The sequence below is a fragment of the Halorussus marinus genome (assembly GCF_004521895.1).
GTDB lineage: Archaea > Halobacteriota > Halobacteria > Halobacteriales > Haladaptataceae > Halorussus > Halorussus marinus.
In genome coordinates this window covers 1-26,780 of sequence record NZ_SBIR01000006.1, presented here as the reverse complement: position 1 = coordinate 26,780, position 26,780 = coordinate 1, and the positions used below count along the sequence as shown (strand labels likewise).

23 protein-coding genes, 3 tRNA genes and 1 pseudogene are annotated in these 26,780 nt (G+C 69.3%); 19 read left to right on the top strand and 8 right to left on the bottom strand.

Annotated features, from left to right (window positions below; genetic code table 11):
- Positions 1–13: 13 nt before the first annotated feature.
- Positions 14–532, bottom strand: coding sequence for a PadR family transcriptional regulator (locus tag EPL04_RS08925; protein ID WP_134670993.1), 519 nt, complete (start codon positions 530–532; stop codon positions 14–16).
- A gap of 120 nt (positions 533–652) precedes the next feature.
- On the opposite strand from EPL04_RS08925, the gene EPL04_RS08920 reads away from it, so the two are divergent.
- From EPL04_RS08920 to EPL04_RS08910, 3 genes are all read left to right on the top strand, one after another.
- Positions 653–2,176, top strand: a complete 1,524-nt coding sequence (locus tag EPL04_RS08920) for a heme-binding protein (RefSeq protein ID WP_134670992.1) — start codon at positions 653–655, stop codon at positions 2,174–2,176.
- Positions 2,177–2,355: 179 nt separating this feature from the next.
- Positions 2,356–3,252: an acyltransferase gene (locus EPL04_RS08915; RefSeq protein WP_134670991.1), complete on the top strand. Its 897-nt coding sequence runs from the start codon at positions 2,356–2,358 to the stop codon at positions 3,250–3,252.
- 76 nt (positions 3,253–3,328) lie between these two features.
- On the top strand, positions 3,329–4,423 hold the full coding sequence (locus EPL04_RS08910) for a PQQ-dependent sugar dehydrogenase (protein ID WP_134670990.1): 1,095 nt from the start codon (positions 3,329–3,331) through the stop codon (positions 4,421–4,423).
- 51 nt (positions 4,424–4,474) lie between these two features.
- On the opposite strand, the gene EPL04_RS08905 is transcribed toward EPL04_RS08910, so the two are convergent.
- Positions 4,475–5,053, bottom strand: a complete 579-nt coding sequence (locus EPL04_RS08905; RefSeq protein ID WP_134670989.1) for a 2Fe-2S iron-sulfur cluster-binding protein — start codon at positions 5,051–5,053, stop codon at positions 4,475–4,477.
- Positions 5,054–5,202: 149 nt separating this feature from the next.
- Between EPL04_RS08905 and EPL04_RS08900 the strand changes: the two genes are divergently transcribed.
- From EPL04_RS08900 to EPL04_RS08890, 3 genes are all read left to right on the top strand, one after another.
- The gene (locus EPL04_RS08900) at positions 5,203–5,814 is read left to right on the top strand and encodes a DJ-1/PfpI family protein (RefSeq protein ID WP_134670988.1); all 612 of its coding nucleotides are present in this window, start codon (positions 5,203–5,205) and stop codon (positions 5,812–5,814) included.
- A 118-nt stretch (positions 5,815–5,932) separates the two neighbouring features.
- Positions 5,933–6,508, top strand: coding sequence for a DoxX family membrane protein (locus EPL04_RS08895; RefSeq protein WP_134670987.1), 576 nt, complete (start codon positions 5,933–5,935; stop codon positions 6,506–6,508).
- 298 nt (positions 6,509–6,806) lie between these two features.
- Positions 6,807–7,577, top strand: a complete 771-nt coding sequence (locus EPL04_RS08890; protein ID WP_134670986.1) for a class I SAM-dependent methyltransferase — start codon at positions 6,807–6,809, stop codon at positions 7,575–7,577.
- A 26-nt stretch (positions 7,578–7,603) separates the two neighbouring features.
- Here EPL04_RS08890 and gnd read toward each other — a convergent pair whose 3' ends face one another.
- Positions 7,604–8,509, bottom strand: a complete 906-nt coding sequence (gene gnd, locus EPL04_RS08885) for a phosphogluconate dehydrogenase (NAD(+)-dependent, decarboxylating) (RefSeq protein ID WP_134670985.1) — start codon at positions 8,507–8,509, stop codon at positions 7,604–7,606.
- A gap of 224 nt (positions 8,510–8,733) precedes the next feature.
- Here gnd and EPL04_RS08880 point away from each other — a divergent pair, with 224 nt between their 5' ends.
- From EPL04_RS08880 to EPL04_RS08870, 3 genes are all read left to right on the top strand, one after another.
- On the top strand, positions 8,734–11,361 hold the full coding sequence (locus EPL04_RS08880; RefSeq protein ID WP_134670984.1) for a valine--tRNA ligase: 2,628 nt from the start codon (positions 8,734–8,736) through the stop codon (positions 11,359–11,361).
- Positions 11,362–11,479: 118 nt separating this feature from the next.
- The gene (locus EPL04_RS08875; protein ID WP_134670983.1) at positions 11,480–12,571 is read left to right on the top strand and encodes an aminopeptidase; all 1,092 of its coding nucleotides are present in this window, start codon (positions 11,480–11,482) and stop codon (positions 12,569–12,571) included.
- A gap of 63 nt (positions 12,572–12,634) precedes the next feature.
- Positions 12,635–13,180: a hypothetical protein gene (locus EPL04_RS08870; RefSeq protein WP_134670982.1), complete on the top strand. Its 546-nt coding sequence runs from the start codon at positions 12,635–12,637 to the stop codon at positions 13,178–13,180.
- A 1-nt stretch (position 13,181) separates the two neighbouring features.
- Here EPL04_RS08870 and EPL04_RS08865 read toward each other — a convergent pair whose 3' ends face one another.
- The 3 genes from EPL04_RS08865 to cca form a co-directional block, all read right to left on the bottom strand.
- Positions 13,182–14,183: a matrixin family metalloprotease gene (locus EPL04_RS08865; protein WP_134670981.1), complete on the bottom strand. Its 1,002-nt coding sequence runs from the start codon at positions 14,181–14,183 to the stop codon at positions 13,182–13,184.
- Positions 14,184–14,321: 138 nt separating this feature from the next.
- Positions 14,322–14,687 (bottom strand): hypothetical protein, encoded by a 366-nt coding sequence (locus tag EPL04_RS08860; RefSeq protein WP_134670980.1) that lies wholly within the window; start codon positions 14,685–14,687, stop codon positions 14,322–14,324.
- A 148-nt stretch (positions 14,688–14,835) separates the two neighbouring features.
- Positions 14,836–16,233: a CCA tRNA nucleotidyltransferase gene (gene cca / locus EPL04_RS08855; RefSeq protein ID WP_134670979.1), complete on the bottom strand. Its 1,398-nt coding sequence runs from the start codon at positions 16,231–16,233 to the stop codon at positions 14,836–14,838.
- Between the two features lie 108 nt (positions 16,234–16,341).
- On the opposite strand from cca, the gene EPL04_RS08850 reads away from it, so the two are divergent.
- Positions 16,342–16,414 (top strand) — tRNA-Asn (locus EPL04_RS08850).
- Between the two features lie 33 nt (positions 16,415–16,447).
- On the opposite strand, the gene EPL04_RS08845 is transcribed toward EPL04_RS08850, so the two are convergent.
- Positions 16,448–17,797, bottom strand: coding sequence for a hemolysin family protein (locus EPL04_RS08845; RefSeq protein WP_134670978.1), 1,350 nt, complete (start codon positions 17,795–17,797; stop codon positions 16,448–16,450).
- 129 nt (positions 17,798–17,926) lie between these two features.
- Here EPL04_RS08845 and EPL04_RS08840 point away from each other — a divergent pair.
- The 8 genes from EPL04_RS08840 to EPL04_RS08805 all read left to right on the top strand — a co-directional run bounded on the left by EPL04_RS08840 (position 17,927) and on the right by EPL04_RS08805 (position 25,646).
- Positions 17,927–18,030 (top strand) — tRNA-Ile (locus EPL04_RS08840).
- Between the two features lie 315 nt (positions 18,031–18,345).
- Positions 18,346–20,361: a hydantoinase/oxoprolinase family protein gene (locus EPL04_RS08835; RefSeq protein WP_134670977.1), complete on the top strand. Its 2,016-nt coding sequence runs from the start codon at positions 18,346–18,348 to the stop codon at positions 20,359–20,361.
- Positions 20,358–21,974 (top strand): hydantoinase B/oxoprolinase family protein, encoded by a 1,617-nt coding sequence (locus EPL04_RS08830; RefSeq protein WP_134670976.1) that lies wholly within the window; start codon positions 20,358–20,360, stop codon positions 21,972–21,974. Before EPL04_RS08835 ends, EPL04_RS08830 begins: the two co-directional genes overlap by 4 nt.
- Positions 21,975–22,223: 249 nt before the next feature.
- Positions 22,224–22,297 (top strand) — tRNA-Phe (locus tag EPL04_RS08825).
- A 171-nt stretch (positions 22,298–22,468) separates the two neighbouring features.
- Positions 22,469–22,777, top strand: coding sequence for a hypothetical protein (locus EPL04_RS08820; protein ID WP_134670975.1), 309 nt, complete (start codon positions 22,469–22,471; stop codon positions 22,775–22,777).
- Between the two features lie 201 nt (positions 22,778–22,978).
- Positions 22,979–23,683, top strand: a complete 705-nt coding sequence (gene fer, locus EPL04_RS08815; protein ID WP_134670974.1) for a ferredoxin Fer — start codon at positions 22,979–22,981, stop codon at positions 23,681–23,683.
- A 115-nt stretch (positions 23,684–23,798) separates the two neighbouring features.
- Positions 23,799–25,244 carry an MATE family efflux transporter gene (locus tag EPL04_RS08810; protein WP_134670973.1) on the top strand — a complete coding sequence of 482 codons (1,446 nt, stop codon included), beginning with the start codon at positions 23,799–23,801 and terminating at the stop codon, positions 25,242–25,244.
- A gap of 207 nt (positions 25,245–25,451) precedes the next feature.
- Positions 25,452–25,646 carry a cold-shock protein gene (locus EPL04_RS08805; RefSeq protein ID WP_134670972.1) on the top strand — a complete coding sequence of 65 codons (195 nt, stop codon included), beginning with the start codon at positions 25,452–25,454 and terminating at the stop codon, positions 25,644–25,646.
- Positions 25,647–25,765: 119 nt separating this feature from the next.
- On the opposite strand, the gene EPL04_RS08800 is transcribed toward EPL04_RS08805, so the two are convergent.
- A complete protein-coding gene (locus tag EPL04_RS08800; RefSeq protein WP_134670971.1) occupies positions 25,766–26,596 on the bottom strand; it encodes an aldo/keto reductase in 831 nt (276 codons plus the stop codon).
- A gap of 113 nt (positions 26,597–26,709) precedes the next feature.
- Here EPL04_RS08800 and EPL04_RS08795 point away from each other — a divergent pair.
- A pseudogene (locus EPL04_RS08795) lies at positions 26,710–26,780 on the top strand (IS6 family transposase); the annotation flags it as partial.

Here is a 26,780-nt window from a genome sequence, read left to right as displayed (position 1 = left end):
TCGCGACCCCGGGTCACTCCTCGTCGAGGCCCATTCGCTCGGCGAACTCCTCGGGGGTGTCGGGGATCCGCTCGAACTCCTCGAAGTCGCGCTCGTGGTGGCGAATTATCTGTTCGATCATCCACTCGCTGAACTGCTCGTCGAACTGCCACCCGCCCGGCGTGCTCTCGACCGCGAAGCGGTCGTCGGTGGCGAACGCCACGAAGACGTGGTAGAACCCCAGGATGACGTCGGCGAACTCCCGGGCTTTGCTCGCGCTCTCGGCGCGCTTGCGTTCGAGTTCCTCGCGGCCGGCGTCGGTGAGTTCGAAGTACTTGCGGTCGGGCTCGTCGGCGCGCTCGATGCGTTCGGCCCACCCTTTCTCCTCGAACTTGTAGAGGATGGGGTAGACCGATCCGTAGGACGGCTCCCAGTGGCCGCCGCTGATCGACTCGATCTCCTTGAGAATCTCGTAGCCGTATCGGGGTTTCTCGTCGAGAAGCTCGAGCACGAGATGCGAGATGAGCCCCTTCGGCGGGCCGCTTTTCCGCATTGACCAACCGTACCGACCACGTTTTTGAAAGGCTTTCGGTCACCGAAACGCCGGCGTCCGTCCCTGAAGCGCTCGGACGGACTCAAAAGCTCCTTACCTCCGCGACCCCGAGTCCGACGTATGACCCGAGAACCCCCGGCGACGAACGAAGGCTGGTACGCGCTGCACGACTTCCGGACGGTCGACTGGGACGCGTGGCGGGCCGCGCCCGAGCGCGACCGCGAGGCCGCCCTCGAAGACGGCGTCGACTTCCTCGCCGACCACGCCGCGGTCGCCGACGCCGAGGACGGCTCCTCGGCGGTCTTCTCGATGCTCGGCCACAAGGCCGACCTGCTGGTGTTGCACTTCCGGCCGACGATGGCCGACCTCGACACCGCCGAGCGGTCGTTCGAGGAGACCGGCTTCGCGGCGTACACCGAGCGGTCGACCTCCTACGTCTCGGTGACGGAGGTCGGGGGCTACACCAACGAGGAGATGACAAACGACCCGTCCGAGATCGAGGACACCGGGCTCGCACGCTACGCCGAGAGCAAGCTCTACCCCGAGATCCCGGACAGCGAGTTCGTCTGTTTCTACCCGATGGACAAGCGCCGCCAGCCCGGCCAGAACTGGTACGACCTGCCGTTCGACGAGCGCGCCGAGATGATGGACACCCACGGCGAGATCGGCAAGACCTACGCCGGACAGGTCAAACAGATCATCACGGGCTCGATCGGCTTCGACGACTTCGAGTGGGGCGTCGACCTGTTCGGCAACGACCCGACCGCGATCAAGGACCTGCTGTACGAGCTTCGGTTCGACGAGAGCAGTTCGAAGTACGCCGAGTTCGGCCCGTTCTACTTCGGCCGGCAGTTCCCGCCCGAGGACCTCCCTGCGTTCATGGCTGGCGAGGCCATCCCGACCGAGGGCGCCGACGAGAGCGAGGCCCACCACGGCTCCGGCGAGGGCCACCACGCGGAGGGCGGCGACAGCCATCCCCACAGCGGTGGCGACGACCATCCCCACGGCGGTGGCGACGGCGATAGCGGCCACCACGACGGCGACGGCGACGACGCCGACGAGGAGTCCATCCGGGGCGAACTCGAAGACCTCGACATCTACGCGGGCCAGCCCCACGGCGAGGACGTGTACGCGATGGTGCTGTACTCGGAGGCCGACCCCGACGAACTGTTCGAGGAGGTCGACGGGCTCCGGAGCAACTTCGACCACTACGACACCCACGTCAAGACCGCCGTCTACGAGAACCCCCACGGCGGGCGCTCGGCGGTCGTGAGCATCTGGGACACCCAGAGCGCGGCCGACACCGCGGGCGGGTTCCTCGCGGACCTCCCCGACATCGTGGGCCGGGCCGGCGAGGAGAGCGGGTTCGGCACGATGGGGATGTTCTACACGGTCAAACCCGAGCACCGCGAGGACTTCGTCGAGAAGTTCGAGACGGTCGGCGGCCTGCTCGAGGAGATGGCGGGCCACCTCGACACCGACCTGCTGGCCAACCGCGAGGACGAAAACGACATGTTCATCGCCAGCCAGTGGGAGTCAAAGGAGGACGCGATGGCGTTCTTCCGGAGCGAGGAGTTCTCGAGCACGGTCGACTGGGGCCGGGACGTGCTCGCCGACCGACCGCGTCACGTCTTTCTCGCCTGAAGCGCGCGAATCGACCCCGCGGCGGAAGTGAAATTTCGGGAGACGAACGCCACGCCTGACCGTGGTTTCCGGACGAAACGGAGGGGTCCGCGATCGGTCGAAACTGACCCGTACCGCCGGAACCAAAACCCCCATCAACGCAGGCGCCAAACTCCCCGCTAACAGAGACGAGTCCCTACATGACAAAACGACACGTCGAGCTCCCCGACGAGATGGAGGCCTCGTTAGCGGAGTTCATCGCGACGGTCGACGAGCGGCTCGCGGGCGAGGAAGACACCTGCGAGGTTGTCGAGGAGGTGCTGGTGGATCTCCACGGCGACCGACCGGCCTACGACCGCTGGCAGGACGGCGAGGCGGTCTCGCCCGCCGAGCGGGTCCGCCTCCAGAGCTACGACCCCTGTAACGCCACCTTAGAGAGCGAGTACTACGCCGAGAAAGACGAAGAGCGCTTCCGGGAGTCGAAACACCTCCAGTGGCTCTGGCGCCAGTTCGACGCCACCCCGATGGCCGACAACGTCGCGTTCGCGCTCCGATTCCGCCGGATGCTCGCCGACCACCTGTTCGACGAGTGTGGCGACGACTGTCGGTTCTTCAAGGGCATCACGTTCACCTACGGCCACAACATCACCGTCGGCGACAACGTCGTCGTCCACGACGACGTCCACCTCGACGATCGGGGCGAACTCGAGATCGGCGACCGGGTGTCGATCTCCGACGGCGCCCACGTCTACTCCCACGACCACGACGTGGTCGACCAGACCGAGATCAGCAACTACCGCACCGTCGTCGAGGACGACGCCCGGATCACCTACGACTCGATGGTCCGGGCGGGCGTGCGGGTCGGCGAGAACGCGATCGTCGGCGCCAAGTCGGTGGTCCAGCGCGACGTCCCCGCCCACCACATCGCGGTCGGCCAGCCCGCACAGAGCGTCAAGATCAAGCCCGGCTGGGAGGACGTCGCCGACCCCCTCGACGCCGAGGGCGGCGACACCGAGGCCCGGCGCATCGAGTACGACCTGCCCGAGGACCTCGAAGTGTTCGACGAGTTCCAGCGCGATCTCAGCCCGCCCGAGTGAGCCGGCGCCGCCGGTCGCCGGCGCTGTTCGGCGCCAACCACCGGTCTTTTCTTCGGCGGCCCCGTGGCTTCGAGCCATGGACCGACGCGCGTACCTGGGGTCGCTGACCGCGGGGCTGGTCGGCCTCGGCGGGTGTCTCCGGACCGGCGGGACCGAGCCCGACGAGACCACCACCGAGCGCGTCCGCTTTCGCACCGAGACCGTGACGATGGAGCTGACGGTGCCGTGGGGCGCCGGCTTCGACCCCGAGGGGTACCTCTACGTCACCGAGCGTCCCGGCCGGATCCAGCGGGTCACCCCCGACGGCGACGAGCGCGAACTGATCGCGGACTTCACCGACCGCATCGCCCACCGGGGCGAGGGCGGCCTGCTCGGGCTGGCGTTCCACCCCGAGGACCCCGACCTCGCGTACACCTACGGCACCTACCGGGTCGACGGGGACCTCCTCAACCGCGTGGTCCGCCACCGGGTCGCCGAGGGCTTTGCCCCCGACGGCGTCGTCGTCGACGCCATTCCCGCGGGGACGGTCCACGACGGCGGTCGGATCGCCTTCGGCCCCGAGGGGTACCTCTACGTCACCACGGGCGACGCCGGCGACCCCGAGCGCGCTCGGGACCGCGAGTCGCTCGCAGGCAAGGTACTCCGGGTGGCTCCCGACGGCGACGCCCACCCGGACAACCCCGCGGAGGGCGACCCGCGGGTGTTCACCTACGGCCACCGCAACCCGCAGGGGCTGGCGTGGGCCGACGGGACGCTCTTTGGGACCGAACACGGCCCGGACCGCGACGACGAGATCAACGTCCTCCGGGCGGGCCGAAACTACGGGTGGCCCGACGCGATGGGCCCCAGCGACGACGAGTCGTACGTAGACCCCGTGACCTCGTACACGCCGACGATCGCGCCCGGGAGCGCGGCGGTGTACGACGGCCCGATCGACGACTGGCGCGGGGACCTCTTCGTCGGGACGCTCGCCGGCCGCCACCTCAGGCGGGTTCGCATCGAAGACGGCTCGGTGGTCGACGAGGAGCGACTGCTCGACGAGGAGTACGGCCGGCTCCGGACGGCGTTCACCGGCCCGGACGACCACCTCTACGTCACTACCAGCAATCAGGACGGACGGGGGACGCCGGCCCCCCAGGACGATCGAGTCCTCCGGCTCCAGCCGGTCTGAGAAACGGGCGCTCGGTCGGGAAAAGAGCGACTCTGCGACGGCGCGGTCGACTCAGGGCGTCTCGTTGGTTTCGAGGCTGAAGTCGTCGGTCGGGTGGGCGGTACAGGTGAGGACGTACCCCTTCTCGACCTCGTCGGCGGCGAGCGTCTCGTTGTTGGTGTGACGGACGTACTCGTGGGCGTCGCCGTCCGCGACCTTCCCGCCACAGGAGAGACACTGGCCCTGCCGACACGCGTAGGGCAGGTCCCAGCCCTCGTCTTCGCCCGCGTCGAGGAGGCTCTCGTTGTTGGCGACCTCGATGGTCTCGCCCTCGTTGACGAACTCGATCTCGTAGTACTCGACCTCGTCGTCGGCGATGGCGTCGGGGTCGAATCCTTCGTCTTCGTCCTCCTCGTCGCCCGCGAGTTCGCCCTCGGCGCCGCCGCCGACCGCGACCGCGCCGCCACCGCCGCCGATCGAGCGGTTCATCGGCTCGGGGAAGTCGGTCTCCGGCACGGTCGAAGCGCGGCGTTCGAGCACCTCTTTGGAGATGTCTTCGCCGGGCGTCCACTCGGTTCCCCTCGAGAAGTGAAGGGCCACCACGATGAGGAGCATCGTGACTCCGAGACCCAGACCCAGTGCGTCTACCATGCGCGGGGCTACGGAACACTGGTTTAACAGCATTGTGATTGCTCGCCGGCCGGCGACCTGCCCCTCGACAGCTCGGGGCGGGGCGTCGGTGCCGGCATCGAGTTTCCGTAAACCACACGCTTTTGCCCGCAGCGGCCCAGCGATCCGCCATGCCAACCGAAATCGCGGTCGTCGTTTACGACGGCTTCGACGAACTCGACGCCGTGGGTCCCTACGAGGTGCTGTCGGCCGCCGCCGACGCCGGGTGTGACCTCGCGGTGTCGCTGGTCGCGCTCGACCCGACCGACGACGTGACTGCGGCCCACGGCCTCCGGATCGGGGTCGACGGGACGCTCGCCGACGCCGACCCCGACGTCGTCGTGGTGCCGGGCGGCGGGTGGAACGACCGCTCGGACGCGAGCGCGCGGGCCGAGGCCGAAAAGGGCGACCTCCCCGACGCGCTCGCGGACCTCCACGCCTCGGGCGTCGAACTCGCGGCGGTCTGCACCGGCGGCATGCTGTTGGCCGAGGCGGGGATCCTCGACGGCCGGCCGGCGGTCACCCACGCCAGCGCGATCGACGACCTCCGGGAGACAGACGCCGAGGTCGCGGACGCCCGCGTGGTCGACGACGGCGACGTGCTGACCGCGGGCGGGGTCACCTCCGGGCTCGATCTGGCGCTCCACCTCGTCGAACGGCTCTGCGGGCCGGAGACGGCCGAGGAGATGGCGACCCGGATCGAGTACGAGCGCCGTGGCGGGGTGCGACGGACGGCTCGGTGATCGGCGCCGATCCGCGGCCTCGAAACCAGCGTCTACGGAATGCGTACGCGTGATAGCAGGTATCTCAGTAATTTGATATAGGTGTCGCGCGTCTCCAAGCGTACGGAGATTCTCTCTCATGACTACCAGTACACTCAACCCCGACTCCAGCAACACGTTCACCAGCACTATCGGCGGATACACCGTCAGCGGGCGGGCTCACAGCCTGAGCGCGTGGTTCGTCCTCTCGCTCCGACTCATGATGGGCTGGGCCTTCGCGTACTCGGGGTTCGCGAAGCTCGCCGCCGCCGAGCCGTTCAGCGCCGGCGGCTACCTCACGAACGTCGCGGCGGCAAACGCCAACCCCCTCGCGGGACTGTTCGCGTGGATGGGCTCGACGCCGTGGTTCGTGGAGTTCGCGAACGTCGCGGTGCCGTGGGGCGAGCTCCTCATCGGGCTCGGGCTCCTCGTCGGCGCGTTCGTCCGGCTCGCGGCGTTCTTCGGGGCCTTCATGATGCTGATGTTTTACTTCGGCAACTGGGAGATGGCCCACGGGTTCATCAACGGCGACTTCGCGTACATGCTCGTGTTCCTCGCGGTCGCGGCGTTCGGCGCCGGCCGCATCCTCGGCGCCGACGCGTTCATCGAGCGCTACGCGGTCGACGGCGAGCCGCTCGTCGAGCGCTACCCCGTGTTAGCCTACGTCCTCGGGTGAGGAATCGCGACCGGGTTCACGTCCGGGCGTGAACTCGGAAACGCTTTGGCGAGCGGGCCCTCGGGTCCGACGCGTGAAACGACTCTGGGTGGCGGGCGGGCTCGCTTCGCTCGTTCTGGCGATCGCTTTCGGGATCGCGGCGCCCACTACTCGGTCTCTGTCGTCACCTGTTGACCGTCGCGTGGCCTCCCACCGGCGGTCCGGCGTCGCGACCCGCCGATCGGCCGCGACCCAGTTTTGTGGGGCATGCTACCAAACAGGCGGGAGCTTGATACGGCGCTGGACTGAACAGTCGCCGATGGCCGACCACCGACGGGAGAACCGACGGCTCTGGAACGAGTGGAGCGACGACTTTCAGGCCCTGTGGAACGCCGAGACCGCCGAGGGAGGGCTCCCGCCGGCCCCGTCGCCGTTCGGGCCCGACGCCCCGGGCGGTCCCCAGCCCGACCTCCTCGATTCGATCGAGGGGAAGGCGTACGTCGAACTGGGGTGTGGCGGCGGGCAGGGAAGCGTCGGCACCGCCCGACTCGGCGCCGAGCCCGTCGTCGGCGTCGATTTCTCGGGTGAGCAACTCGAACACGCGAAGCGACTGCGGGACCTGTACGGGGTCGACGCTCGGTTCGTCGCCGGCGACGTGACCGCGCTTCCGTTCGCCGACGACAGCTTCGACGCGGCGTCCTCGGAGGCGGCGTTCCAGATGGTCGAGCGGATCGACAGGGCGCTCGGCGAGGCCCACCGCGTCCTGCGACCCGGCGGCGTCTTCGTGCTCAGCGTGCCACACCCGCTCTCGGAGGCCCTCGACCCGGAGACCGAGACGTTCGAACGCGGATACTTCGACACCGGTCGCCGGGAGATCGCGATCGACGAGGCGTACGACTCCTCGCTGATCGTGTTCGACCGAACGGTCGGGGACCTCCACGACGCGCTGGTCGAGGCCGGCTTCGAGGTCCGGCGGCTGATCGAGCACAGGCGCCACGAGGTCGTCCAAAACGACCCGGCCGACAGCGACCTGCCCGATCTGCTGTGGCAGATGCCCCAGAGCGTTCGGTTCTGGGCGGTCGCGCGGTGATCGCTCGCCGCGCTCGGCTCGCGGATCTATTCGTCGCGTCGCGCGACCTCGTGGCGACCGAATCCGTACCGGAGCCGGTTCGCCAGTCTGCGCGAGAACCGCCCCTCGTCGGGCGCCCGCGAGCCGAACCGCTCGGCGAGCGCCTGATAGATCAGCGGGAGCGGGACCTCCTGTTCGAGCGCCTCCTGGACGGTCCACGTCCCGGTCGAGCCGCCGGCCACGTAGTCGTCGACCGTGCCGAGGTGGGTGCCCTCCTCGCGGAACGCCTCCTCGCAGAGTTCGAGGAGCCACGACCGGATGACAGCGCCGTTGTTCCACGTCCGGGCGACCGCTTCGAGGTCGAGGTCGTACCGGCCCTCCGCCAGCAGTTCGAAGCCCTCGCCGTACGCCTGCATCAGCGCGTACTCGACGCCGTTGTGGACCATCTTGACGTAGTGGCCCGACCCGGCCGGCCCCATCCGGTCGTGGCCCGCCGGCCCGGTCGCGACCGCGTCGAAGACCGGGGTCAGCTCCTCGTAAGCCCACTCCGGGCCGCCGACCATCAGCGAGAAGCCGAGTTCTGCCCCGGCGGGACCGCCCGAGGTGCCACAGTCGAGGTACGCGGCGTCGGTCGAGTCGGCTCGGCGCGTCGAGTCCTCGAAGTGGGAGTTGCCGCCGTCGACCACGACGTCGTCGGCGCCGAGGTGCGGTTCGAGGTCGTCGAGAGCGGCGTCGACCGGCTCGCCCGCCGGCACCATGAGCCAGATGCGCTTCTCGTCGCCGAGGCGTTCGGCGAGGTCGACCACCGAGTCGGCGGGGGTCGCGCCCGCGTCGGCGGCGTCCGCGACCGCCTGCTCGTCGAGGTCGAACGCGACCACGTCGTGGCCCGCGTCGAGTACCCTGTCCACGACGATCCGGCCCATCCGGCCCAGTCCGATGACGCCCAGTTGCATGGGCGGTCGTGGTTCGGGAGCGAAGGTAGTGGTTGCGGTTCGACTCGGGCGCGCGTTCGGTTCGGCGGGGACGCGGGGCGTCCCACGCAACGAGAACCTTTATCAGTACCCGACTGTTTCGGTTTCGTATGAGGCTGACCGCGTCGGTAGTACGTTGAACCGTCCAGCGCAACGGCGCGTCTTTCTCGCCGGATGACCTCTCCGACAGAGTCAGCTATTCCACTATGACAGACGTTCCCGACAGCTACGACCCCGAGACAGTCGAACCGAAGTGGCAGGAAGCATGGCGCGGCTCGGAGGTGTACAACCCCGACGGCGAGCCCGACTACGTGGTCGACACCCCGCCGCCGTACCCCACCGGCCAGCTCCACATCGGCCACGCGCTGGGCTGGAGCTACATGGACTTTGCCGCCCGATTCCACCGGATGCTCGGCGAGAACGTGTTGTTCCCGCAGGGGTGGGACTGTCACGGCCTCCCGACCGAGGTGAAAGTCGAGGAAGAACAGGACATCCACCGCACCGACGTCCCGCGCGAGGAGTTCCGAGAGCTCTGCGTCGAACTCTCCGAGCGCCGTATCGACGGGATGAAAGAGACGATGCACGCGATGGGGTTCTCGCAGGACTGGTCGGCGGAGTACCGCACCATGGACCCCGAGTACTGGGAGAAGACCCAGCGGTCGTTCGTCGAGATGGCGGAGGGCGACGAGGAGGAGAGCTACGTCTACCGCGACGAACACCCCGTCAACTGGTGTCCGCGCTGTGAGACCGCGATCGCCGACGCCGAGGTCGAGAACGTCGACCGCGAAGGGCGACTCCACTACGTCACCTTCGACGGGGTCGACAACGACGACATCGAGATCGCGACCACTCGCCCGGAACTGCTGGCGGCCTGCGTCGGGATGGCGGTCGACCCCGACGACGAGCGCTACGCCGACCGGGTCGGCGACACCTTCGAGGTGCCGCTGTTCGGCCAGGAGGTCGAACTGCTGGCCGACGACGACGTCGACGGCGACTTCGGCACCGGCGCGGTGATGATCTGTACGTTCGGCGACAAGCAGGACGTCGACTGGTGGGCCGAACACGACCTCGACCTGCGGCCGGTGTTCACCGAGGACGGTCGGCTCGGCGAACTCGCCGGCGAGTACGAGGGCCTGACCGTCGAAGCGGCCAAGACCACCATCGCCGAGGACCTCGAGGAGGCGGGCTACCTCAACGACACCGAGCCCACCGACCAGTCGGTCGGGGCGTGCTGGCGGTGTGACACTCCGATCGAGATCCTCTCGAAAGAGCAGTGGTTCGTGGAGGTCCGACAGGACGAGATCCTCGAGAAGGCCGCCGAGGTCGAGTGGATTCCCGACCACATGTACGACCGCCTCGAAGACTGGACCGAGGGGATGGAGTGGGACTGGGTGATCTCGCGCCAGCGCGTGTTCGCCACCCCGATCCCGGCGTGGTTCTGCAACGACTGTGGCCACGTCCACGTCGCCGACGTCGAAGCGCTCCCGGTCGAGCCCACCGAGTCCGACCCGGCGATCGAGGCGTGCCCCGAGTGCGGGGCCGACGACTGGGAGGGCGAGACCGACGTGATGGACACCTGGATGGACTCGTCGATCTCCCCGATGCACGTTCAGGGGTGGCCCGACGCCGACTTCGAGCCGACAACGCTCCGCCAGCAGGGCCACGACATCATCCGGACGTGGGCGTTCTACACCCTGCTCCGCGTGACCGCGCTCGAAGACGAGATGCCTTGGGAGGAGGCGCTGATCAACGGGATGGTGTTTGGCGACGACGGCCACAAGATGAGCAAGTCCCGGGGCAACGCGGTCGGCCCCGAGGAGGCCGTCGAGGAGTACAGCGCCGACGCGGTCCGGCAGGCGCTCGCGCTCGGCGGCCAGCCCGGTAGCGACATCCAGTTCCAGTGGAAGGAGGTCACCTCCGCCTCGCGATTTCTCACCAAGTGCTGGAACATCTTCCAGTTCGCAAGCGAGCACCTCGACGAGGAGACTCCCGAGATCGGCGCGCCGGCCTACCGCGACGCCGACCAGTGGATCCTCACGAAGCTCGCCGACACCGCCGAGACGGTCGAGGCCGACATGCGCGAGTACCGCTTCGACAGCGCGCTCCGCGAACTCCGGGAGTTCGTCTGGGAGGATCTGGCCGACGACTACCTCGAACTCGTGAAGGGCCGCCTCTACGAGGGCCGGCCCGGCGAGCGCGACGCCGCCCGCCACGCGCTGTACACCGCGGTGTCGGCGTCGGTCCGGATGCTCGCGCCGTTCGCGCCCCACTTCGCCGAGGAGGTGTACGACCACCTGCCCGGCACCGAGGGGAGCGTCCACGCCGCCTCGTGGCCCGACGCGGCCTTCGAGGGCGACGAGGACGCCGAGGCGAAAGGCGACCTCATCGCCGAGGTCGCCAGTACGGTCCGGGCGTGGAAGTCCGACGAGGGGATGGCGCTCAACGCCGACCTCGACCGGATCGAGGTGTACTCCGATCAGGGCCGGGGCTACGACACCTACGACCTGAGCGAGGCGGTCAACGCGCCCGTCTACCTCGAAACCGGCTCGCCCAACGTCGAACTCGTCCCGGTCGGCGTCGACCCCGACCACAGCGTCATCGGCCCGCAGTTCCGCGACGAGGCGGGACAGGTGGTCGGGGCGCTGGAGTCGGCCGACCTCACCCAGCTCAAAAACGAGAAGGAGATCGAGGGCGAGATCTCCCTGGAGGTCGACGGCGAGAGCGTCTCCATCGACGGCGACGCGGTCGAGATCGAGGAGGAGTACCGCGCCGAGAGCGGCGAGGAGGTCGAGGTTCTGGAGACCGAGCGCGCGACCGTGCTGGTGTTCCCCTGACTCGGGGTCCGACCCACCGATCGCGCCGTCGCGCCGCGCCACGCCGGCGCTTCTGACCGAGCGTCGGGCGTGTGCCCCGAACCGGCGCCGTTTTCACCGACCGCTCCGACTCCGAGGTATGGATCAGCGAGTACACGACCACGCCGAGGTTCTGGTCGACTGGAGCGCGCGGATCGAGGCCGGCGACGACGTCGTCCTGCGGGTCGACGACGGCGCCCACGAGCTGGCGGTCGCGGTCGCCGAGGCCCTCGGCGAGCGGGGCGCGAACCTGTTGGCGACCTACGCGTCCGACGAGATCGAGGCCGCGTACCTCCGGGGCCACGACGGCGACTTCGAGGAGAACCCGGGCTTCGAGGTCGCGATGCTCGAACGCGCCGACGCGGTGCTGTCACTGCGTGGCGCGTCGAACACCGCCGAGCGCGCGGCCGTCGCGGGCGAGACCCGCGCGGCCTATCGGAAATCACGGGCGGCGATCCGGGAGCTTCGGATGGACACCGACTGGGTGTCGACCCAGCACCCGACCCGGGCTCACGCCCAGCAGGCCGGGATGGGAATCGCCGAGTACCGCGAGTTCGTCTACGACGCCGTCCTGCGCGACTGGGAGAGTCTGGCCGAGGAGATAGCCCGACTCAAGGACCTGCTCGATTCGGGGAGCGAGGTCCGCCTCGTCGCGGACGACACCGATCTCACGATGTCTATCGAGGGTCGGACCGCGGTCAACAGCGCGGCCTCGGTCGCCTACGACTCGCACAACCTCCCGAGCGGGGAGGTGTTCACCGCGCCCGCCGACCCCGAGGGCGAAGTCTCCTTCGACGTCCCGATGACCCACGACGGCGCGCGCATCCGCGACGTCCACCTGACCTTCGAGGACGGGGCGGTCGTCGACTGGTCGGCCGAGGTCGGCGAGCAGGCGCTCGAGTCCATCCTGACGACCGACGAGGGCGCCCGCCGGCTCGGCGAACTCGGCGTCGGGATGAACCGCGGCATCGACCGGTTCACCGACAGTATCCTCTTCGACGAGAAGATGGGCGACACCGTCCACCTCGCGGTGGGTCGGGCGTACGACGCCTGTCTCCCCGAGGGCGAGTCGGGCAACGAGTCGGCGGTCCACGTCGACATGATCACCGACGTGAGCGAGGACTCGCGGCTGGAGATCGACGGCGAGGTGATCCAGCGCGACGGGCGGTTCCGCTGGGAAGACGGCTTTTGACCCGAATCCGGCTCCGAGCGTCGGGCGTGTGATATTTCAGGTCGCGGCGACGACGCCTCTTCTATGGTCCGACGGCGCTTGGCCGATCTGCCCGCCCGCGAACTCGTCGCTCTCGGCCTCGTCTCGCTCCTGTTGGTCGGACTCGCGGCGCGGAACGTGATCGAGGCCGACTCGGTCGAGCAGGCGATCCGGGCGGTCGCGATCGTCGCCGCCCTCGGGGGCGTGTTCGGCTACCGGCTCGCGAGCCGCCACCTCTCGTCGGGTCGCGACGGGGCGCTGGCCCTGCTCGCGGTCGCTTTCGTCGCGGGCGTGCTCGGGGTCTTCGCCCCCGAGGCCTTCGACGCGGAACTGGTGGTCGGGCTCGCGGCGCTCGGACTGCTCGGTCTCGCGCTCCTCGCCGAGCCCCACGTCGACCTCTCGACGCGGGCGTTCGGCGGCCTGCTGGTCGCGGTCGGGTTCGCGATCGTCGCGGCCGAACTCACCGTCTTCGACGGCGGCCGCGGAATCGTCCTCGGCGCGCTGATCGCCGTTCTCGGCGCCGCCACGGTGGTGAATCCCGAGGGGCTCGAAGCGATCGACGAGCGGGTCGGGCGCGACGACGGCGAGTGAGCTACGTCCACCACTCGGTGCGCCGGTCCTCGTAGGTCGCGTTCCGGAAGGGGTCGGGCCACTCGGACTCGGCCTCGAACCCGAAGCCGTAGCCGACCCAGTAGCCGACGTGCCACCCCACGGCGTCGGTCTCGACCCGCGAGAGAGTCACCCGGAGTTCGTCGTAGCGTTCGAGCGCGCCGTCGCCGTCCGGATCGACCCCGTGAACCCGGCCACACGAGCCGGTGCCGTCCCGACACGGCAGGTCGTCGCTGACGTTCACGACCACGTCGGCGTCGGTGCGGTTCTCGACGAACTCGTAGGTCACGTTCGTGGGGACGGTGCCGTTCGCGCCGTCGGCGTAGTAGTCGAGTGCGCGCCGGACCTGCTCGCGAACCGCGGGCTCGCCCCCGTCGTCGACGTACACGCTGAAGTTCGAGTCGGTCCACGGGAGCCGGCGCTCGGTCGCGTTCGCCCGCGGGAGGGTCGCGAGCTCGGAGGTCGGCGACATCACCGCCTGCGGTCGCGCGGAGTGGTTCAGCCCGAGGACGTGCCCGAGTTCGTGTTTCAGAATGAGCCGCGTCGAGGCGTTGGCGTACGAGCCGACGACGTCGACGGTGACCGGCGGGGAGACCTGACTCGACCCGGTGACGAACGGCGCACACCCCGCGGCCCCGGTGACGTTCGCACACGAGTCGATGCGGTCGACGAACCGGACCACGACGTCGGGGTCGTCGGCGTCGCGGTCGAGTTCGAACTCGACGGGGTAGCCGACGTATCGGCTGGAGTTGTTCGACCAGAACGCGAGCGACGACCGGACCAGCGGTTCGAACTCCCGAGAGGCGTTCGTCGTGTCGTTGACCGCGACGGTCAGCGTGGTCCGGCCCCACGGGTTCGTCCGGTCGGGGGCCGCGTCGGTTAGCGCGCGCTCCGGGGCAGTCGTGGCCGCGTCGTCGATTCCGGGCGTGGCGGTCACGCATCCGGCGAGCACGAGGAGGACCGCGACCAGCAGTGTGCGCCACATCGAGTCCCACGACAACGCTATCGCTCATCAATGTTTAGTGCTTATTTGAAAAAGGGGTCGCCTGTGGCGAGGTAAGCAACGGGGTCCTCGCGCGAGTTGGCCCGGCTTATACCGGGCCGTTCGGACCCACCGGGTCGGCTACTCGGTCGTCCACTCCAGCGCCGCCTCGTAGTCCGAGAACGTCTCGGTCTCGATGTCCGGGATGTCCCCGACCGAACTCGCGACCGCCATGCTCTTGATGCCGTCCGAGACCATCGCCCACTTCGTGATGCCGTAGGACTTGCCGACGCGGGCGGCCTCGGCCGCCTTCTCGTAGACGCCCTCGTGGAGCGCCTCCTCCATCTCGACGAACGAGATGTGGGCCGTCACTTCCCCGTCGGTGGCGAGCTCTTCGAACCGCTCGTTTACCTTCGCGAACTCGGCCTCGTCGGCGGGCATCCCCGCGGTGAAGTGCGCGACGAGCGTGTTGCCTTCGACGTACAGCTCCCATTCGGACTCTGTCATCGAACGGTAGACGGCGGCGGTATCGGATTAACGTTCGTATTCGTGCCGAAAACCATAGTATCGCCGACAAACGGGGCGAGCGCGTCCGTCTCGGCGCTCGGCGCCGAATCCGCACGAGGGAGGCCCGACGAGGCCCACCGCGGACCGGTTACGGCCCGGGATCGAAGTACCGAGCCAGCTCCCGGCCGAACTCCTCGGCGAGGTCGGCGACCGCCTCGCCGACCAGCACGTCGTAGTCGGTCCGGAGTTCGCGCTCGACGCGCACGCCGAGCGCAACGTCGAGGATGGCGTCGCTCTCGAGGAACGTCGCGGCGGTGGAGAACTCCCGGTTGCGCTCGACGACGTACCGGTCGCCGTCGACGAACGGGCCGTAGTCGTCGCCGTCGGCGTACTTGGTGTAGAACCCCTCGGCGTGGTCTCGGACGTGGACCGGCGGGCCCTCGTGGCGCTCGATCGCGGGGCGCTCGGCGACTTCGAGCTCCGCGAACAGCGCCGCCGACTCGTCGGCGAACGCCGCCGTCCGGAGCACGTCGAACCCGCGACGGTCGAGCTCCTCGCGGAGGCCGTCGAGGGACTTCCGGAGCTGGGGGTAGAGCTGGTCGTCGACCACGTCGGGCGCGTCGAACCGCACCGCGACCGGCGCGGTCGCCCGCCGCCGGACGTGCTCGCGGACCGCATCCGCGGTGAGGGGATCGACCCGCTCGGCGACGAACAGCGACTCCCGGGGCGAGTCGAGCAGTTCGCGAGCGTAGTGCTGGAGGCGCGCGACGTTCTCGGGCGCACAGACCGCCGCGACGTTGCGCTCGGGATCGGTCGGGTCGATCACGACGAGGGGGTCGTCGAACTGCTCGCCGGCGTCGCCCGGCGTCGAGTCCGCCCCGTCGGCTCGGCCGTGGTCCTCGGGGTCGAACCGGACCGGCGGGTGCCACTCGGCGGCGGCTTCGATCGTCGCCCGGAAGCTCCCGTGTTCGAGGACGAGCAGTTCGGTGAGATACCCCGAGAACCCCCGGGTCCGGAGGTCGCTCCCGTACGCCCCGATCCCCTTGAGGAACTGCTTGAACAGCCGGACCTCGCCGGCGAGCTCGGGGTCGAGGCGCTTGGCGACGTAGTCGTTGTGAAACGGTGTGCGGTCGACCGCCGACTGGATCTCGGTCGCCGAATCGAGCCGGTAACACGGCACGAGGTCGACGTCGAAACCGTCGAACTCGCCGACGACGTAGGGATGCTCGGCGTACTCCTCGCGGCCCTCCGGGAGCACGGCGTGGCCGACTTCGAGGCCGTACTCCTCTAAGTCCTCGCGGGGCAGATCAGGGGGAAACCGGACGAACAGGTCGATGTCCCGATCGCCGCTGATCCACGTCCCGCGGGCGGTGCTCCCGACCTGCCGGAGGTCGGCCTCGACGGGGAGGTCGGCGACGGCGTCGGTCGCCCGCTCGCGGAGGACCGCGACCGCCTCGGCCAACCGCTCGCGCTCGCGCTCGTCGGGAGCGATCCGCTCGCCGACGGCCTCGACCACCGCCTCGAATGCCGACTCGTCGCCCGTCATTACGCCACGGTTACCGCGCCGGCGCCGAAAGCGTATCGCCTCGCCGCCCGCGGGCGAAAACGAAAGCCCTATCAAAGGACTCCCGCATACGATAGAATGCGTTCGGAAGCCGTCGTAGCTCAGCTGGTAGAGCGCCACGCTGTTAACGTGGTGGTCCCAGGTTCGAGTCCTGGCGACGGCGCTTCTCTCGGCGACTATCGACGACGAGTCCCGGCTACGTCCCGTCGTCCGCCACGAGCGTCTCGGGGCCCGGCAGTTCGATTCGGACCTCCAGCACCCGGTTGTTCTCGGCGGTCTCGACGACGAGGCCCACCCCGTCCTCGGTCACCGACTCGCCCTCCTCGGCGAGCCGACCCGTCCGGTCGAACATCAGACCGGCGACCGTCTCGAACCCGCCGTCCTCGGGGAGCGCGGTGCCGAGCGCCTCGTTGACTTCGTGGACGTTGAGCTCCCCCCGGACGACGGCGGTGTCGTCGTCGAGCCACCGGACGGGCACCGTCTCGGACTCGGTGAGTATCTCGCCGATGATCTCCTCGACGATGTCCTCGATGGTGACGACGCCCGCGGTAGTGCCGAACTCGTCGACGACGATCGCGAGCCGGCGCCGTTCGGTGCGCAGTTCGGTCAGCAGTTCGTCGACGTCTTTGGTCTCCGGAACGACGAACGGCGCGCTCGCGACCTCCCGGACCGACCGCGAGCCCCCGCGCTCGCGGGCCGCAAGCAAGTCCTGTACGTCGACGATCCCGACCACTTCGTCGAGGGTGTCCTCGTACACCGGCAGTTGGGTGAACCCGGTCTCGACGCAGACGTCGATCGCCGCCGAGAGGTCGGTGTCGGCGGGCACGCCGACCACGTCGAGCCGCGGGACCATCGTCTCTTTGACGATGCGGTTCCGGAACCGGAGGAGTCGCTGGAGCATGCGGTGTTCGTCCTCGCTGAACACGCCGTCGCGTTGCCCGGCCTCGATCATCTCCCGGATCTCCGAGCGCGTGACGTAGGCGGCCTCGACGTTCCCCTCGCTTCCGGTGGCTCTGTTGATGACTCTGGTCAGGAAGTCGAAGACCTCGACGAGGGGGTACAGCGCGTACTGTGCGGCCCGGAGGGGTCGAGCGATGCGGAGGGCCCACGACTCGCTGTGCTCGACCGCGAACGACTTGGGCGCGCTCTCGCCGAACAGCAACACGACCGAGGTGATACCGAACGTCGCGATCAGCACCGACTCGGTCGCGCCGAAGTGGAGTCCGAGCACGCCGGTCGCGATGCTCGACATCGCGATGTTGGCGACGTTGTTCCCGACGAGGATCGTCACCAGCAACCGCCGCGGATTCGATTTCAGGTCCGCGAGGGTCCCGGCTCCCGGCGCGCCGCTCTCGACCAGCGCGCCGATTCGGTGGTCTCCGAGCGAGAAGATCGCGATCTCCGAGGACGCGAAAAACGCCGATAGCAGTATCAAAACCCCGATCGCGGCGACGCCTACCGCGGTGATGGTCCCGCGCGACGCCTCGGCGGCGACGAACGCGACGGCCGGGTCGGCGAGGCCCCGCGACGGATCGAGTGCGTGCATACGGCCCGCTACGGTCTCGACACCTAAAGGCCCGAGATTCGACGCCCGCGCCGCCGCCTCGCCGCGACCGGGGTCGCGGTCGCGCCGAACCGAAGTCATTTAAAGAATCGGCGCTTTACGTGGATCTGCGGGCCCGTAGCTAAGTCTGGTAAAGCCCCCGGCTCATATTGGGACTGGAAATCCAGTGCCATGGGACACCGGGTGACTCCTTGGTTCGAATCCGAGCGGGCCCACGTTCCTCTCCTCGGTAGCGTCGCGTCCGGCGTGGGACGTCCGATCGGGTCAGCGACCGAAGGTCGGATTCGAATCCCGCGAGTCGCAGGCGCGCGAGGGAGCGAACGCGACCGAGCGGGACCGTCTCGCACCGGTTCGAATCCGAGCGGGCCCACGTTCCTCTCCTCGATAGCGTCGCGTCCGTCCCGTCGCCCGCCGGGGCTCGTCGCTTGCTCCGACCGCTACGATGATTAGCCTGTGGTCGGTAGGACCGCTCGAATGTCTGTACTCACACCGACCCCGCGTCGACCCGCGGCTCCGACGGGAGGGCGCCCGTGACGGGACCGCGCATCGGCGTCGACGTCGGTGGCACGTTCACCGACGTGACGCTCGTGACCGGCGACGGCGAGCTCGTGACCGCCAAGGTACCGACCACCGCCGACCAGAGCGAGGGCGTGATCGCCGGGATCCGGAAGGCCTGCGACGACGCCGGCGTCGATCCGAGCGCGGTCTCGGAGTTCACCCACGCGATGACCGTCTCGGTCAATGCACTGCTCGAACGCGGCGGCGCCCGGACGGCGCTGGTGACCACCGAGGGGTTCGGCGACGTGCTCGAAATCGGTCGCCAGACCCGCCCCGAACTCTACGATCTCGACGCCGAGAAGCCCGCTCCGCTGGTGCCCCGACGCCGGCGCTACGAAGTCGCGGAGCGTGCGACCCCCGACGGGATCGAGACGCCCGTCGACCCCGACGACGTGCGGGCGATCGCGGCCGACCTCCGCGAGTCGGGCGTCGAGAGCGTCGCGGTCGCCTTCCTCCACGCCTACGCCCACCCCGAGAACGAGCGCCGGGCGGCCGAACTGCTCCGCGAGGAACTCGACGTGCCGGTCTCGGCCTCCCACGAGGTGCTCGCGGAGTTCCGGGAGTACGAGCGCACCGCGACGACCGCGGTCGACGCCTACGTCACCCCGGCCATCGACGCCTACGTGGGCCGGCTCGAAGCCCGCGCCGCCGAACTCGGCGTCCCCGCGCCCCGGATCATGCAGTCGAACGGGGGCATCGCCGACGCCCGGACGGTCCGGGACAAGGCGGTCACGACCGTGCTCTCGGGCCCCGCGGCGGGCGTCGTCGGCGCGAACCGGGCGGCCGAACGCGTCCGGGCCGACCGCGACCTCGCCGGGCTGGTCACCTTCGACATGGGCGGGACGTCGAGCGACGTGAGCCTCGTCCGGGACGGCCGAGCCGAGCGGACCACCGACGCCAGCGTCGGCGGCGTCCCGGTCCGGGTGCCGATGGTCGACGTCCACACCATCGGCTCGGGCGGCGGGAGCCTCGCGTGGGTCGACTCGGGCGGCGCGCTCCGGGTCGGCCCCGAGTCGGCCGGCGCGGAGCCGGGGCCGGCGTGTTACGGCAAGGGCGGCGAGCGCGCGACCATCACCGACGCGAACGTGGTCCTCGGATACGTCGGCGCGAGCACTGCGCTCGGCGGCGAACTCGAACTCGACGAGGCCGCGGCCCGCGACGCGCTCGCGGCCCTCGCCGACGAGGCGGGGCTCGACTCGCCGCTGGCGGCGGCCCGGGGCGTCTACGAGGTGGCGAACGCGAAGATGATCCGGGCCATCCGGTCGGTCACGGTCGAGCGGGGCTACGACCCCCGGGCGTTCGGGCTGGTGGCGTTCGGCGGCGCGGGGCCGATGCACGCCGCGCCGCTCGCCGACGCGCTCGGGGTCGACACGGTCGTCGTTCCGGTCGCGGGCGGCGTCCTCTCGGCGTACGGCCTGCTCGACGCCGACGAGAAACACGACGCGGTCCGGACCCGGCTGACGCCGCTCGCGGAGGCCGACCCCGACGAGGTCGACGCCGACCTCGCGGCGCTCCGCGCGGCGGCGCTCGCGGACGTGGCCGACGGGGCCGACGCCGCGGTCCGGCTCTCGGCGGACTGCCGGTACGCCGGCCAGAGCTTCGAACTCGAGGTGTCGATCCCCGAGTCGTTCGACCCCGACGCGGTGCGCGAGCGCTTCCACGACGCCCACGAGCGGGCGTACGGCTACCGAGTCGACGAGGCGGTCGAGCTGGTGACTCTCCGGGCCACCGCCCGCGTCGAACGCGGCGTCGACGACACCGCCTACGAGGCCGGCGGCGACAGTCTCCTCGGAACGCGGGAGGCCGCATTCGGCGATGCGGTGTACGAGACCGAGATCCACGACCGGCTCGCGCTCGCCCCCGGGGACGCGGTCGACGGCCCGGCGGTCCTCGAACAGGCCGAGAGCACGACCGTGGTGGCGCCCGAGTGGCGAGCCACCGTGCAGGCCGACGGCACCGCGGTGCTCACGCGGGGGGCGGACCGATGAGCGCCGACTCCGAGATCGACCCGGTCACGCTCGAAATCCTGCGCAACCAACTGGAGGGGATCGCCGAGGAGATGGGACAGGTCCTGATCCGCGGGGCGTACTCCCCGAACATCAAAGAGCGCCAAGACTGCTCGGCCGCGCTGTTCGACGCCGACGGCCGGATGGTCGCGCAGGCCGAGCACATCCCCGTCCACCTCGGCGCGATGCCCGAGGCGGTCGCGGCGATCCGGGACGAGGACCCAGAGCCGGGCGACGCCTTCCTGCTCAACGACCCGTTCGCGGGCGGGACCCACCTGCCCGACGTGACCATCGTCTCGCCGGTCGCGCCCGACGGCGAGATCGTCGGCTACGCGGTGACCCGCGCCCACCACGCCGACGTCGGCGGCATCTCGCCGGGGAGCATGCCCGCCGGCGCGACCGAGATCTACCAGGAGGGCGTCCGGATCCCGGGGGTTCGGCTCGCGACCGCCGACGGTCGGAACGACGACGTGCTCGAACTCCTGCTCGCCAACGTCCGCAACCCCGACGAGCGCCGGGCCGACCTCCGGGCCCAGCTCGCGGCCAACGAGCGCGCCGAGGACAGGGTCGGGGAGCTGCTCGACGACCACGGTCCGGCGCGTCTGCGGGCGGCCTTCGACGCCGTCGTCGACTACTCCCGGGAGCGCGTCGAGGCCGAACTCGAAGCGATCCCCGACGGCACATATCGCGCGGCCGACGCGCTGGAGGGCGACGGCGTCACCGACGAGGACGTGCCGGTCGAGGTCGCCGTCACGATCGACGGGACGGGCGTCGACGTGGACTTCGCGGGCACCGCCCCGCAGGTCGACGGGAACCTGAACGCGCCGCTGGCGGTCGCCAAGAGCGCGGTCTACTTCGTGGTCCGGGCGGTGACCGACCCCGAGATCCCGCCGAACCACGGGTGCTACGATCCGGTCGACGTCCGCGCGCCCGAGGGGTGTCTGTTGAACCCCGAGCCGCCGGCGGCGGTCGTGGGCGGGAACGTCGAGACCAGCCAGCGCGTGACCGACGTGGTGCTCGCGGCCTTCGGGCAGGCGATCCCGGGCGCGGTGCCCGCGGGGAGTCAGGGCACGATGAACAACCTCATCATCGGAAGCCGGGCGAGCGACGGCTACACCTACTACGAGACCATCGGCGGCGGGTTCGGCGGCCGGGCCGGCGCCGACGGGATGGACGGCGTGCAGGTCGGGATGACCAACACGCTCAACACCCCGGTCGAGTCCATCGAGACTGAGTACCCCCTCACCGTCGAGCGGTACGCGCTCCGACCCGACAGCGGCGGCGACGGCGAACACCGCGGCGGACTCGGAATCGAGCGGTCGGTGCGCGTCGAGACCGACTCGGTGGTGTCGCTGTTGACCGAGCGCCGGCGCCACGCCCCCGAGGGCCGGGCCGGCGGCGACGACGGCGCGACCGGCCAGAACCGAATCGACGGCGAGTCGGTCCCGGCCAAGACCACTCGCGACGCCCCGGCGGGGACGACCGTCACGGTCCGGACGCCGGGCGGCGGCGGGTACGGCGACCCCGACGACAGGGACCCCGCGGCGCGCGACCGCGACCGCGCCGACGGCAAGGTCACCGACGACGCCGAGTGACCCTCCTCGCTCGCGCCGGCGGATCGACCGTCGGAGGGCTACGCGAGGACGGTTCCGCAGTCCGGACACGCCTCGTCGACGACGGTGACCCGCGCGTCGCAGTCCGGACAGAACTCCAGATAGCAGGCTCGATCGCCCATATGTGACACACGGTCTCACTCGTCATAGGCGTTTGGCCGGCGTCGCCGACGCCGCGCTTTCGGCGTGTTTCGAAACCCTTTTCTTTTCGTTGGGCCTCGTACCGAGTGCGCCGCCTTAGCTCAGACTGGGAGAGCACTCGACTGAAGATCGAGCTGTCCCCGGTTCAAATCCGGGAGGCGGCATTTTCCTGCGAACGAAACTACTCCGCGGCGAGATTCGACCCGATCCGTCAGCTCTGCGCGTCTCGTCCACGATCCCAGCCGTTCGATCTGCCGAACAGTATCGGTCGTGCAGTCCCCCTCTCTGGGGATGGATGCGAAAAGATAAGCATCCGTGACAGTTCATCTATCGCAATGATCGAGTGGCTCGGTGGAGAAGGATACGTCGTCGATATTGCCATCCCGCTGTTCGGCATTCTGCTGGTCGGAATCAGTTCGAGGGTAGCCGAGACGAACGGGAGCGAGCGTTACGTTTTCCCGGCGTTCTGCTGTTGGCTGGGATACGAGGTTCTGCTCGGACTCGAAGCGGGCACCCTCGTCGCACTGCCTCGACCGCTCGGCCCGATCGGTGCCGTGTTGCTGTTGGTCGGGTTTCTCGGATTGCTCTTTCGCGGCCTCTACGCCCTGTGGAAAGTACGAGAACCGTCCGGGTCCTCGGCGTGAGGTCGCCGACAGGCGCGCCGAATCGGGTTCGCGGTGGCTCTTGGTCGCGGGGCTCACCGAAGCGTCCACGCGGGTCCGACGAACTGACCCCGTCTCCGCGAACGTCGCGAGCGAGCCGCCGGTCGCGAATCTGCCCCGAACTACCGGTCGACTCCACACCGAAGCCAAGACTTATGTCTGGGATTTCGCTAGCGTCAGGTGATGCAGTCCCCGTTCGACGTGTTACGCGTCGACACAGACGCCGAGGAGGCGGAGATAGAGCGGGCGTACCGCGAACGCGTGAAGGAAGCTCATCCGGATCAGGGCGGGTCGGTCGAGGAGTTTCAGGCGGTCCGGACCGCCTACGAGCGGATCAAGGCCGGCTACGTCGAGGACGGTCGGCCGCCCGATTCCTCGCCCGCACCCGATCCCGATCCCGATCCTGACCCCGGCGCCGAGTCCGAACCCCCGGGCGACGCCCCCCGGGGAGAGCCCGAGCGGGCCTACTCGGAGGTCACCTACCTCAACTACGACGTCCTCGCGGACTTCGGGTGGGAGACCGACGACGAGGACCTCTTCGAGAAGGCGGGCGACGCGGGGCTCGACGACGACGATTACGGGCGCTTTGCGGTCGAACCCGGGGAGTCGCTCCTCGAAGCCGCCGAGGCGGACGGCTACGCCTGGCCGTTCGCCTGCCGGGGCGGGGCGTGCGCCAACTGCGCGATCAAGCTCGTCGACGGCGAACTCTCGATGCCCTCCAGTCACGTCCTCCCGTCCGATTTGATGGAGCGGGGCATCCGGCTGTCGTGCAACGGGATGCCCATCACCGACGAGCTGAAAGTGCTGTTCAACGTGAAACACATGCCCGAACTCGGCGACCTCCTGTTGCCCCCCGACCCGTTCGAGAAGGCGTATCCGAACGACTGACCGGCCCGGACGTGACCCGCTCGGGCTCGCGTCCCTACTTTGGAATCGCGGCGAGACGCCGAAGACTCCTCACGGAAAGAAAACGTTTACCTTCGATTCGAAACACTGTTTGGTCGTGGTCCGCTTTCCGAACCCCGTCCGGCTGCTCATCCTCTACATCGGGCTCGCGCTCGCTCGCGCGGGCGTGGTAGACCCCGAGCACGTCCGGCACACGACCGACCTCGCGTGGCCCCGGATCGTGACCGGCCTCGCGCGGATGTCGAAAAACGCCGTCGACGTGGCGATGGTCGGGGTCGCGGTCGGCCCGGTCGCCATCGCGGGCGTCGGGTTCGCGTCGCCGTACTGGGGTATCGCGTTCTCGCTGGGCGGCGGGCTCGCGGGCGGCACCATCGCGCTGGTCTCCCAGCGCTACGGCGCCGAGGCGTTCGACGAGCTCGGGGTCGCGGTCCGGGCGAGCGCGACGCTGGTGGTCGCGGTCACGGTGCCGGTGACCGCGGCGTTCTGGCTGTTCCCGGCCGAACTCATCTCGGTGATGACCGACGACGCGCGAGCCATCGAACTCGGCGCCGCCTACCTCCGGACGCTCGCGGTCGGCGTCCCGTTCGCGGGGCTCAACCTCATCGGGAGTCGGATCTACATCGGCGCCGACGACGCCTGGACCCCGATGCTGGTCCGGGCCGGCGGCGCCGTCGCCAACATCGCGCTGAACGCCGCGTTCATCTTCGGGCTGGAGATGGGCGTCACTGGCGCGGCGCTCGGGACCGTGCTCGCGAACGTGGTCGTGACCGCCGCGTTCGCCGCCGGCCTGATCGCGGGTCGACTCCCCGGCGCGGGCGAGCTCCCGGTGCGGGTCGACCCGTTCGGCTCGTACGTCCACGTCGAGACGATGCGCGATCTGGTCACCATCGGCCTGCCGGTCGTGGGTCGCAACCTCGTCTGGACGGTCGCGAAGTTCCCGATGCTCGCCATCGTCGGGCTGTTCGGCCCGAGCGTGGTCGCGGCCTACGTCATCGCCCGGCGCATCTGGGGGCTGATGAACACGCCCGGCTGGGGCTTCGGGCTGGCGTCGAGCAGTCTCGTCGGACAGGCGCTCGGGGAAGGCGACGAGCTCGGGGCCGAGTCGTACGCCCGGGACGTGATCGCGTTCGCGGTCGCGACCTACGCGGTCGCCGCGGTGCTGGTCGCGGCGTTCGCCGAACCGATCGTCGGGCTGTTCGTGGGCGACGCGACCGACCCCTCGATCCCGGTCGCGGTCGGGCTCGTCTACGCCGCCTGCCTCGCGGTGCTGGCCCAAGGGGTCAAGGGCGCGGCCGCCGGCCCGCTCGACGCCAGCGGCGACACCCGCTGGCCCTTCTACAGCCAACTCGTCGGGATGTTCGGCTGTGCCATCCCGCTCGCGTATTTGGGCGCGACCACGTCGCTGGGGATCGCGGGGCTCTACCTCTCGTTTCTCGGGGAGACGATCGTGCCGGCCGCGATCAACTACTACCGCTTCTCGACCGGCAAGTGGAAGGCGATCAGCCGGGACTTCCGGCCCGACGCGCCCGTCGCGGACGACTGATACTGGCGGCTGTACTTACGCGAAAAGCTCGTTCGGAGACGCCAGTGTGTCAATCCATAACGACTCTCCGGCGACTGGAGAGTAAAATAGCTACAGCCGCCAGTACGAGCCGGGACCCGTGGTCGTTCCTCGCCCATCGTCGTCGCGGCTCGTGGTAGCGCGTCTCTCGGAACCCTTATCAGTCCCCCGCGTCTTTCTTTAGAAGCAATGGCAACAGGTACGGTCGACTTCTTTAACGACACTGGCGGCTACGGTTTCATCGACACTGAGGATGCGGACGAGGACGTTTTCTTCCACATGGAAGACGTTGGCGGCCCGGACCTCGAAGAGGGAACTGAGATCGAGTTCGACATCGAACAGGCGGACAAGGGTCCGCGCGCGACCAACGTCGAGCGCCTCTAAGTCGGTTTTTACTGACTGCGCGAGACGATCAGACGGTTTTTCTTTCGACGCTACCCCGACAGCCCCGGCGCCGTCGGTTCGAGGGAGGGCGTGTCGTGATAGGTCGGAAAAGTCGCTCTCTACTCGCTGAGCCGTGCGAGTTCGTCCTCGGAGAGTTCGACGTCGGCGGCCCCGACGTTCTCTTCGAGGTGCTCGACGCTCGACGTCCCCGGGATCGGGATCGTCACGTCCGAATGGTGGAGGAGCCACGACAGCGCGACCTGCCGAGCGGTCGCCTCGCGGTCGCCGGCCACGTCCTCCAGCACGTCGGCCTTCTCGCCGAGGTCGCCCCCGCCGATAGGGAAGTACGGGATGAAGCCGATGTCGGCCTCCTCGCAGGCTTCGAGCACGTCCTCGTGTTCGCGGTTGCCGACGTTGTACTCGTTTTGGACGGTCGCGACGTCCACCACGTCGCGGGCGCGGTCCAGTTGCTCGACGTCGACGTTGCTCAGCCCGACGTGCTCGACCAGCCCGTCGTCTTTGAGCTCGGCGAACGTCTGGACCACGTCCTCGAACGGCCCGTCGACGTCGGGCGTGTGGAGCTGGTAGAGGTCGATGGTGTCGACGCCGAGCCGATCGAGGCTACACAGCACCTGATTCCGGACGAAGTCCGGCCCGCCGTGAGGGAGCCACTCGCCGTCCCGGTTCCGGAGCAGTCCGGCCTTGGTCGCCACCACCGCGTCGTCGGGCGAGAGCGTCTCGCCGATGATGCGCTCGCTGACCCCGGGGCCGTACGAGTCGGCGGTGTCGACGAAGTCGACGCCGAGCTCGACCGCCCGCTCCAGCACCGCCCGGGCCTCGGCTTCGTCGTCGGGCCGACCGATGATGTCGTCGCCGGTCAGCCGCATCGCGCCGAAGCCGAGCCGGTTCACGGTGAGATCGCCGCCGATGTCGAACGTGTCTTCGACCATACGCGTCCTGCGGTCGCCGGCTCATTAGTCGTTCGGGGCGGAGCGGGACCTGCCGCTACGGTCGTGTTTAGTTAAGAGTGAAGGATGAGGCGGGAGTGATTTTGTGCTGATCCATGGCCAAAATCACCCGCCTCAGCGGTTGTAGTGACTGGATCGACTTGGAGTTTGTGGAGCGTGAACGGAC

Bases quoted from the DNA above. Each gene is read 5' to 3' on its own strand.
- EPL04_RS08925 (WP_134670993.1), bottom strand. From the start codon at position 532: ATGCGGAAAAGCGGCCCGCCGAAGGGGCTCATCTCGCATCTCGTGCTC.
- EPL04_RS08920 (WP_134670992.1), top strand. From the start codon at position 653: ATGACCCGAGAACCCCCGGCGACGAACGAAGGCTGGTACGCGCTGCAC.
- EPL04_RS08915 (WP_134670991.1), top strand. From the start codon at position 2,356: ATGACAAAACGACACGTCGAGCTCCCCGACGAGATGGAGGCCTCGTTA.
- EPL04_RS08910 (WP_134670990.1), top strand. From the start codon at position 3,329: ATGGACCGACGCGCGTACCTGGGGTCGCTGACCGCGGGGCTGGTCGGC.
- EPL04_RS08905 (WP_134670989.1), bottom strand. From the start codon at position 5,053: ATGGTAGACGCACTGGGTCTGGGTCTCGGAGTCACGATGCTCCTCATC.
- EPL04_RS08900 (WP_134670988.1), top strand. From the start codon at position 5,203: ATGCCAACCGAAATCGCGGTCGTCGTTTACGACGGCTTCGACGAACTC.
- EPL04_RS08895 (WP_134670987.1), top strand. From the start codon at position 5,933: ATGACTACCAGTACACTCAACCCCGACTCCAGCAACACGTTCACCAGC.
- EPL04_RS08890 (WP_134670986.1), top strand. From the start codon at position 6,807: ATGGCCGACCACCGACGGGAGAACCGACGGCTCTGGAACGAGTGGAGC.
- gnd (WP_134670985.1), bottom strand. From the start codon at position 8,509: ATGCAACTGGGCGTCATCGGACTGGGCCGGATGGGCCGGATCGTCGTG.
- EPL04_RS08880 (WP_134670984.1), top strand. From the start codon at position 8,734: ATGACAGACGTTCCCGACAGCTACGACCCCGAGACAGTCGAACCGAAG.
- EPL04_RS08875 (WP_134670983.1), top strand. From the start codon at position 11,480: ATGGATCAGCGAGTACACGACCACGCCGAGGTTCTGGTCGACTGGAGC.
- EPL04_RS08870 (WP_134670982.1), top strand. From the start codon at position 12,635: ATGGTCCGACGGCGCTTGGCCGATCTGCCCGCCCGCGAACTCGTCGCT.
- EPL04_RS08865 (WP_134670981.1), bottom strand. From the start codon at position 14,183: ATGTGGCGCACACTGCTGGTCGCGGTCCTCCTCGTGCTCGCCGGATGC.
- EPL04_RS08860 (WP_134670980.1), bottom strand. From the start codon at position 14,687: ATGACAGAGTCCGAATGGGAGCTGTACGTCGAAGGCAACACGCTCGTC.
- cca (WP_134670979.1), bottom strand. From the start codon at position 16,233: ATGACGGGCGACGAGTCGGCATTCGAGGCGGTGGTCGAGGCCGTCGGC.
- EPL04_RS08845 (WP_134670978.1), bottom strand. From the start codon at position 17,797: ATGCACGCACTCGATCCGTCGCGGGGCCTCGCCGACCCGGCCGTCGCG.
- EPL04_RS08830 (WP_134670976.1), top strand. From the start codon at position 20,358: ATGAGCGCCGACTCCGAGATCGACCCGGTCACGCTCGAAATCCTGCGC.
- EPL04_RS08820 (WP_134670975.1), top strand. From the start codon at position 22,469: ATGATCGAGTGGCTCGGTGGAGAAGGATACGTCGTCGATATTGCCATC.
- fer (WP_134670974.1), top strand. From the start codon at position 22,979: ATGCAGTCCCCGTTCGACGTGTTACGCGTCGACACAGACGCCGAGGAG.
- EPL04_RS08805 (WP_134670972.1), top strand. From the start codon at position 25,452: ATGGCAACAGGTACGGTCGACTTCTTTAACGACACTGGCGGCTACGGT.
- EPL04_RS08800 (WP_134670971.1), bottom strand. From the start codon at position 26,596: ATGGTCGAAGACACGTTCGACATCGGCGGCGATCTCACCGTGAACCGG.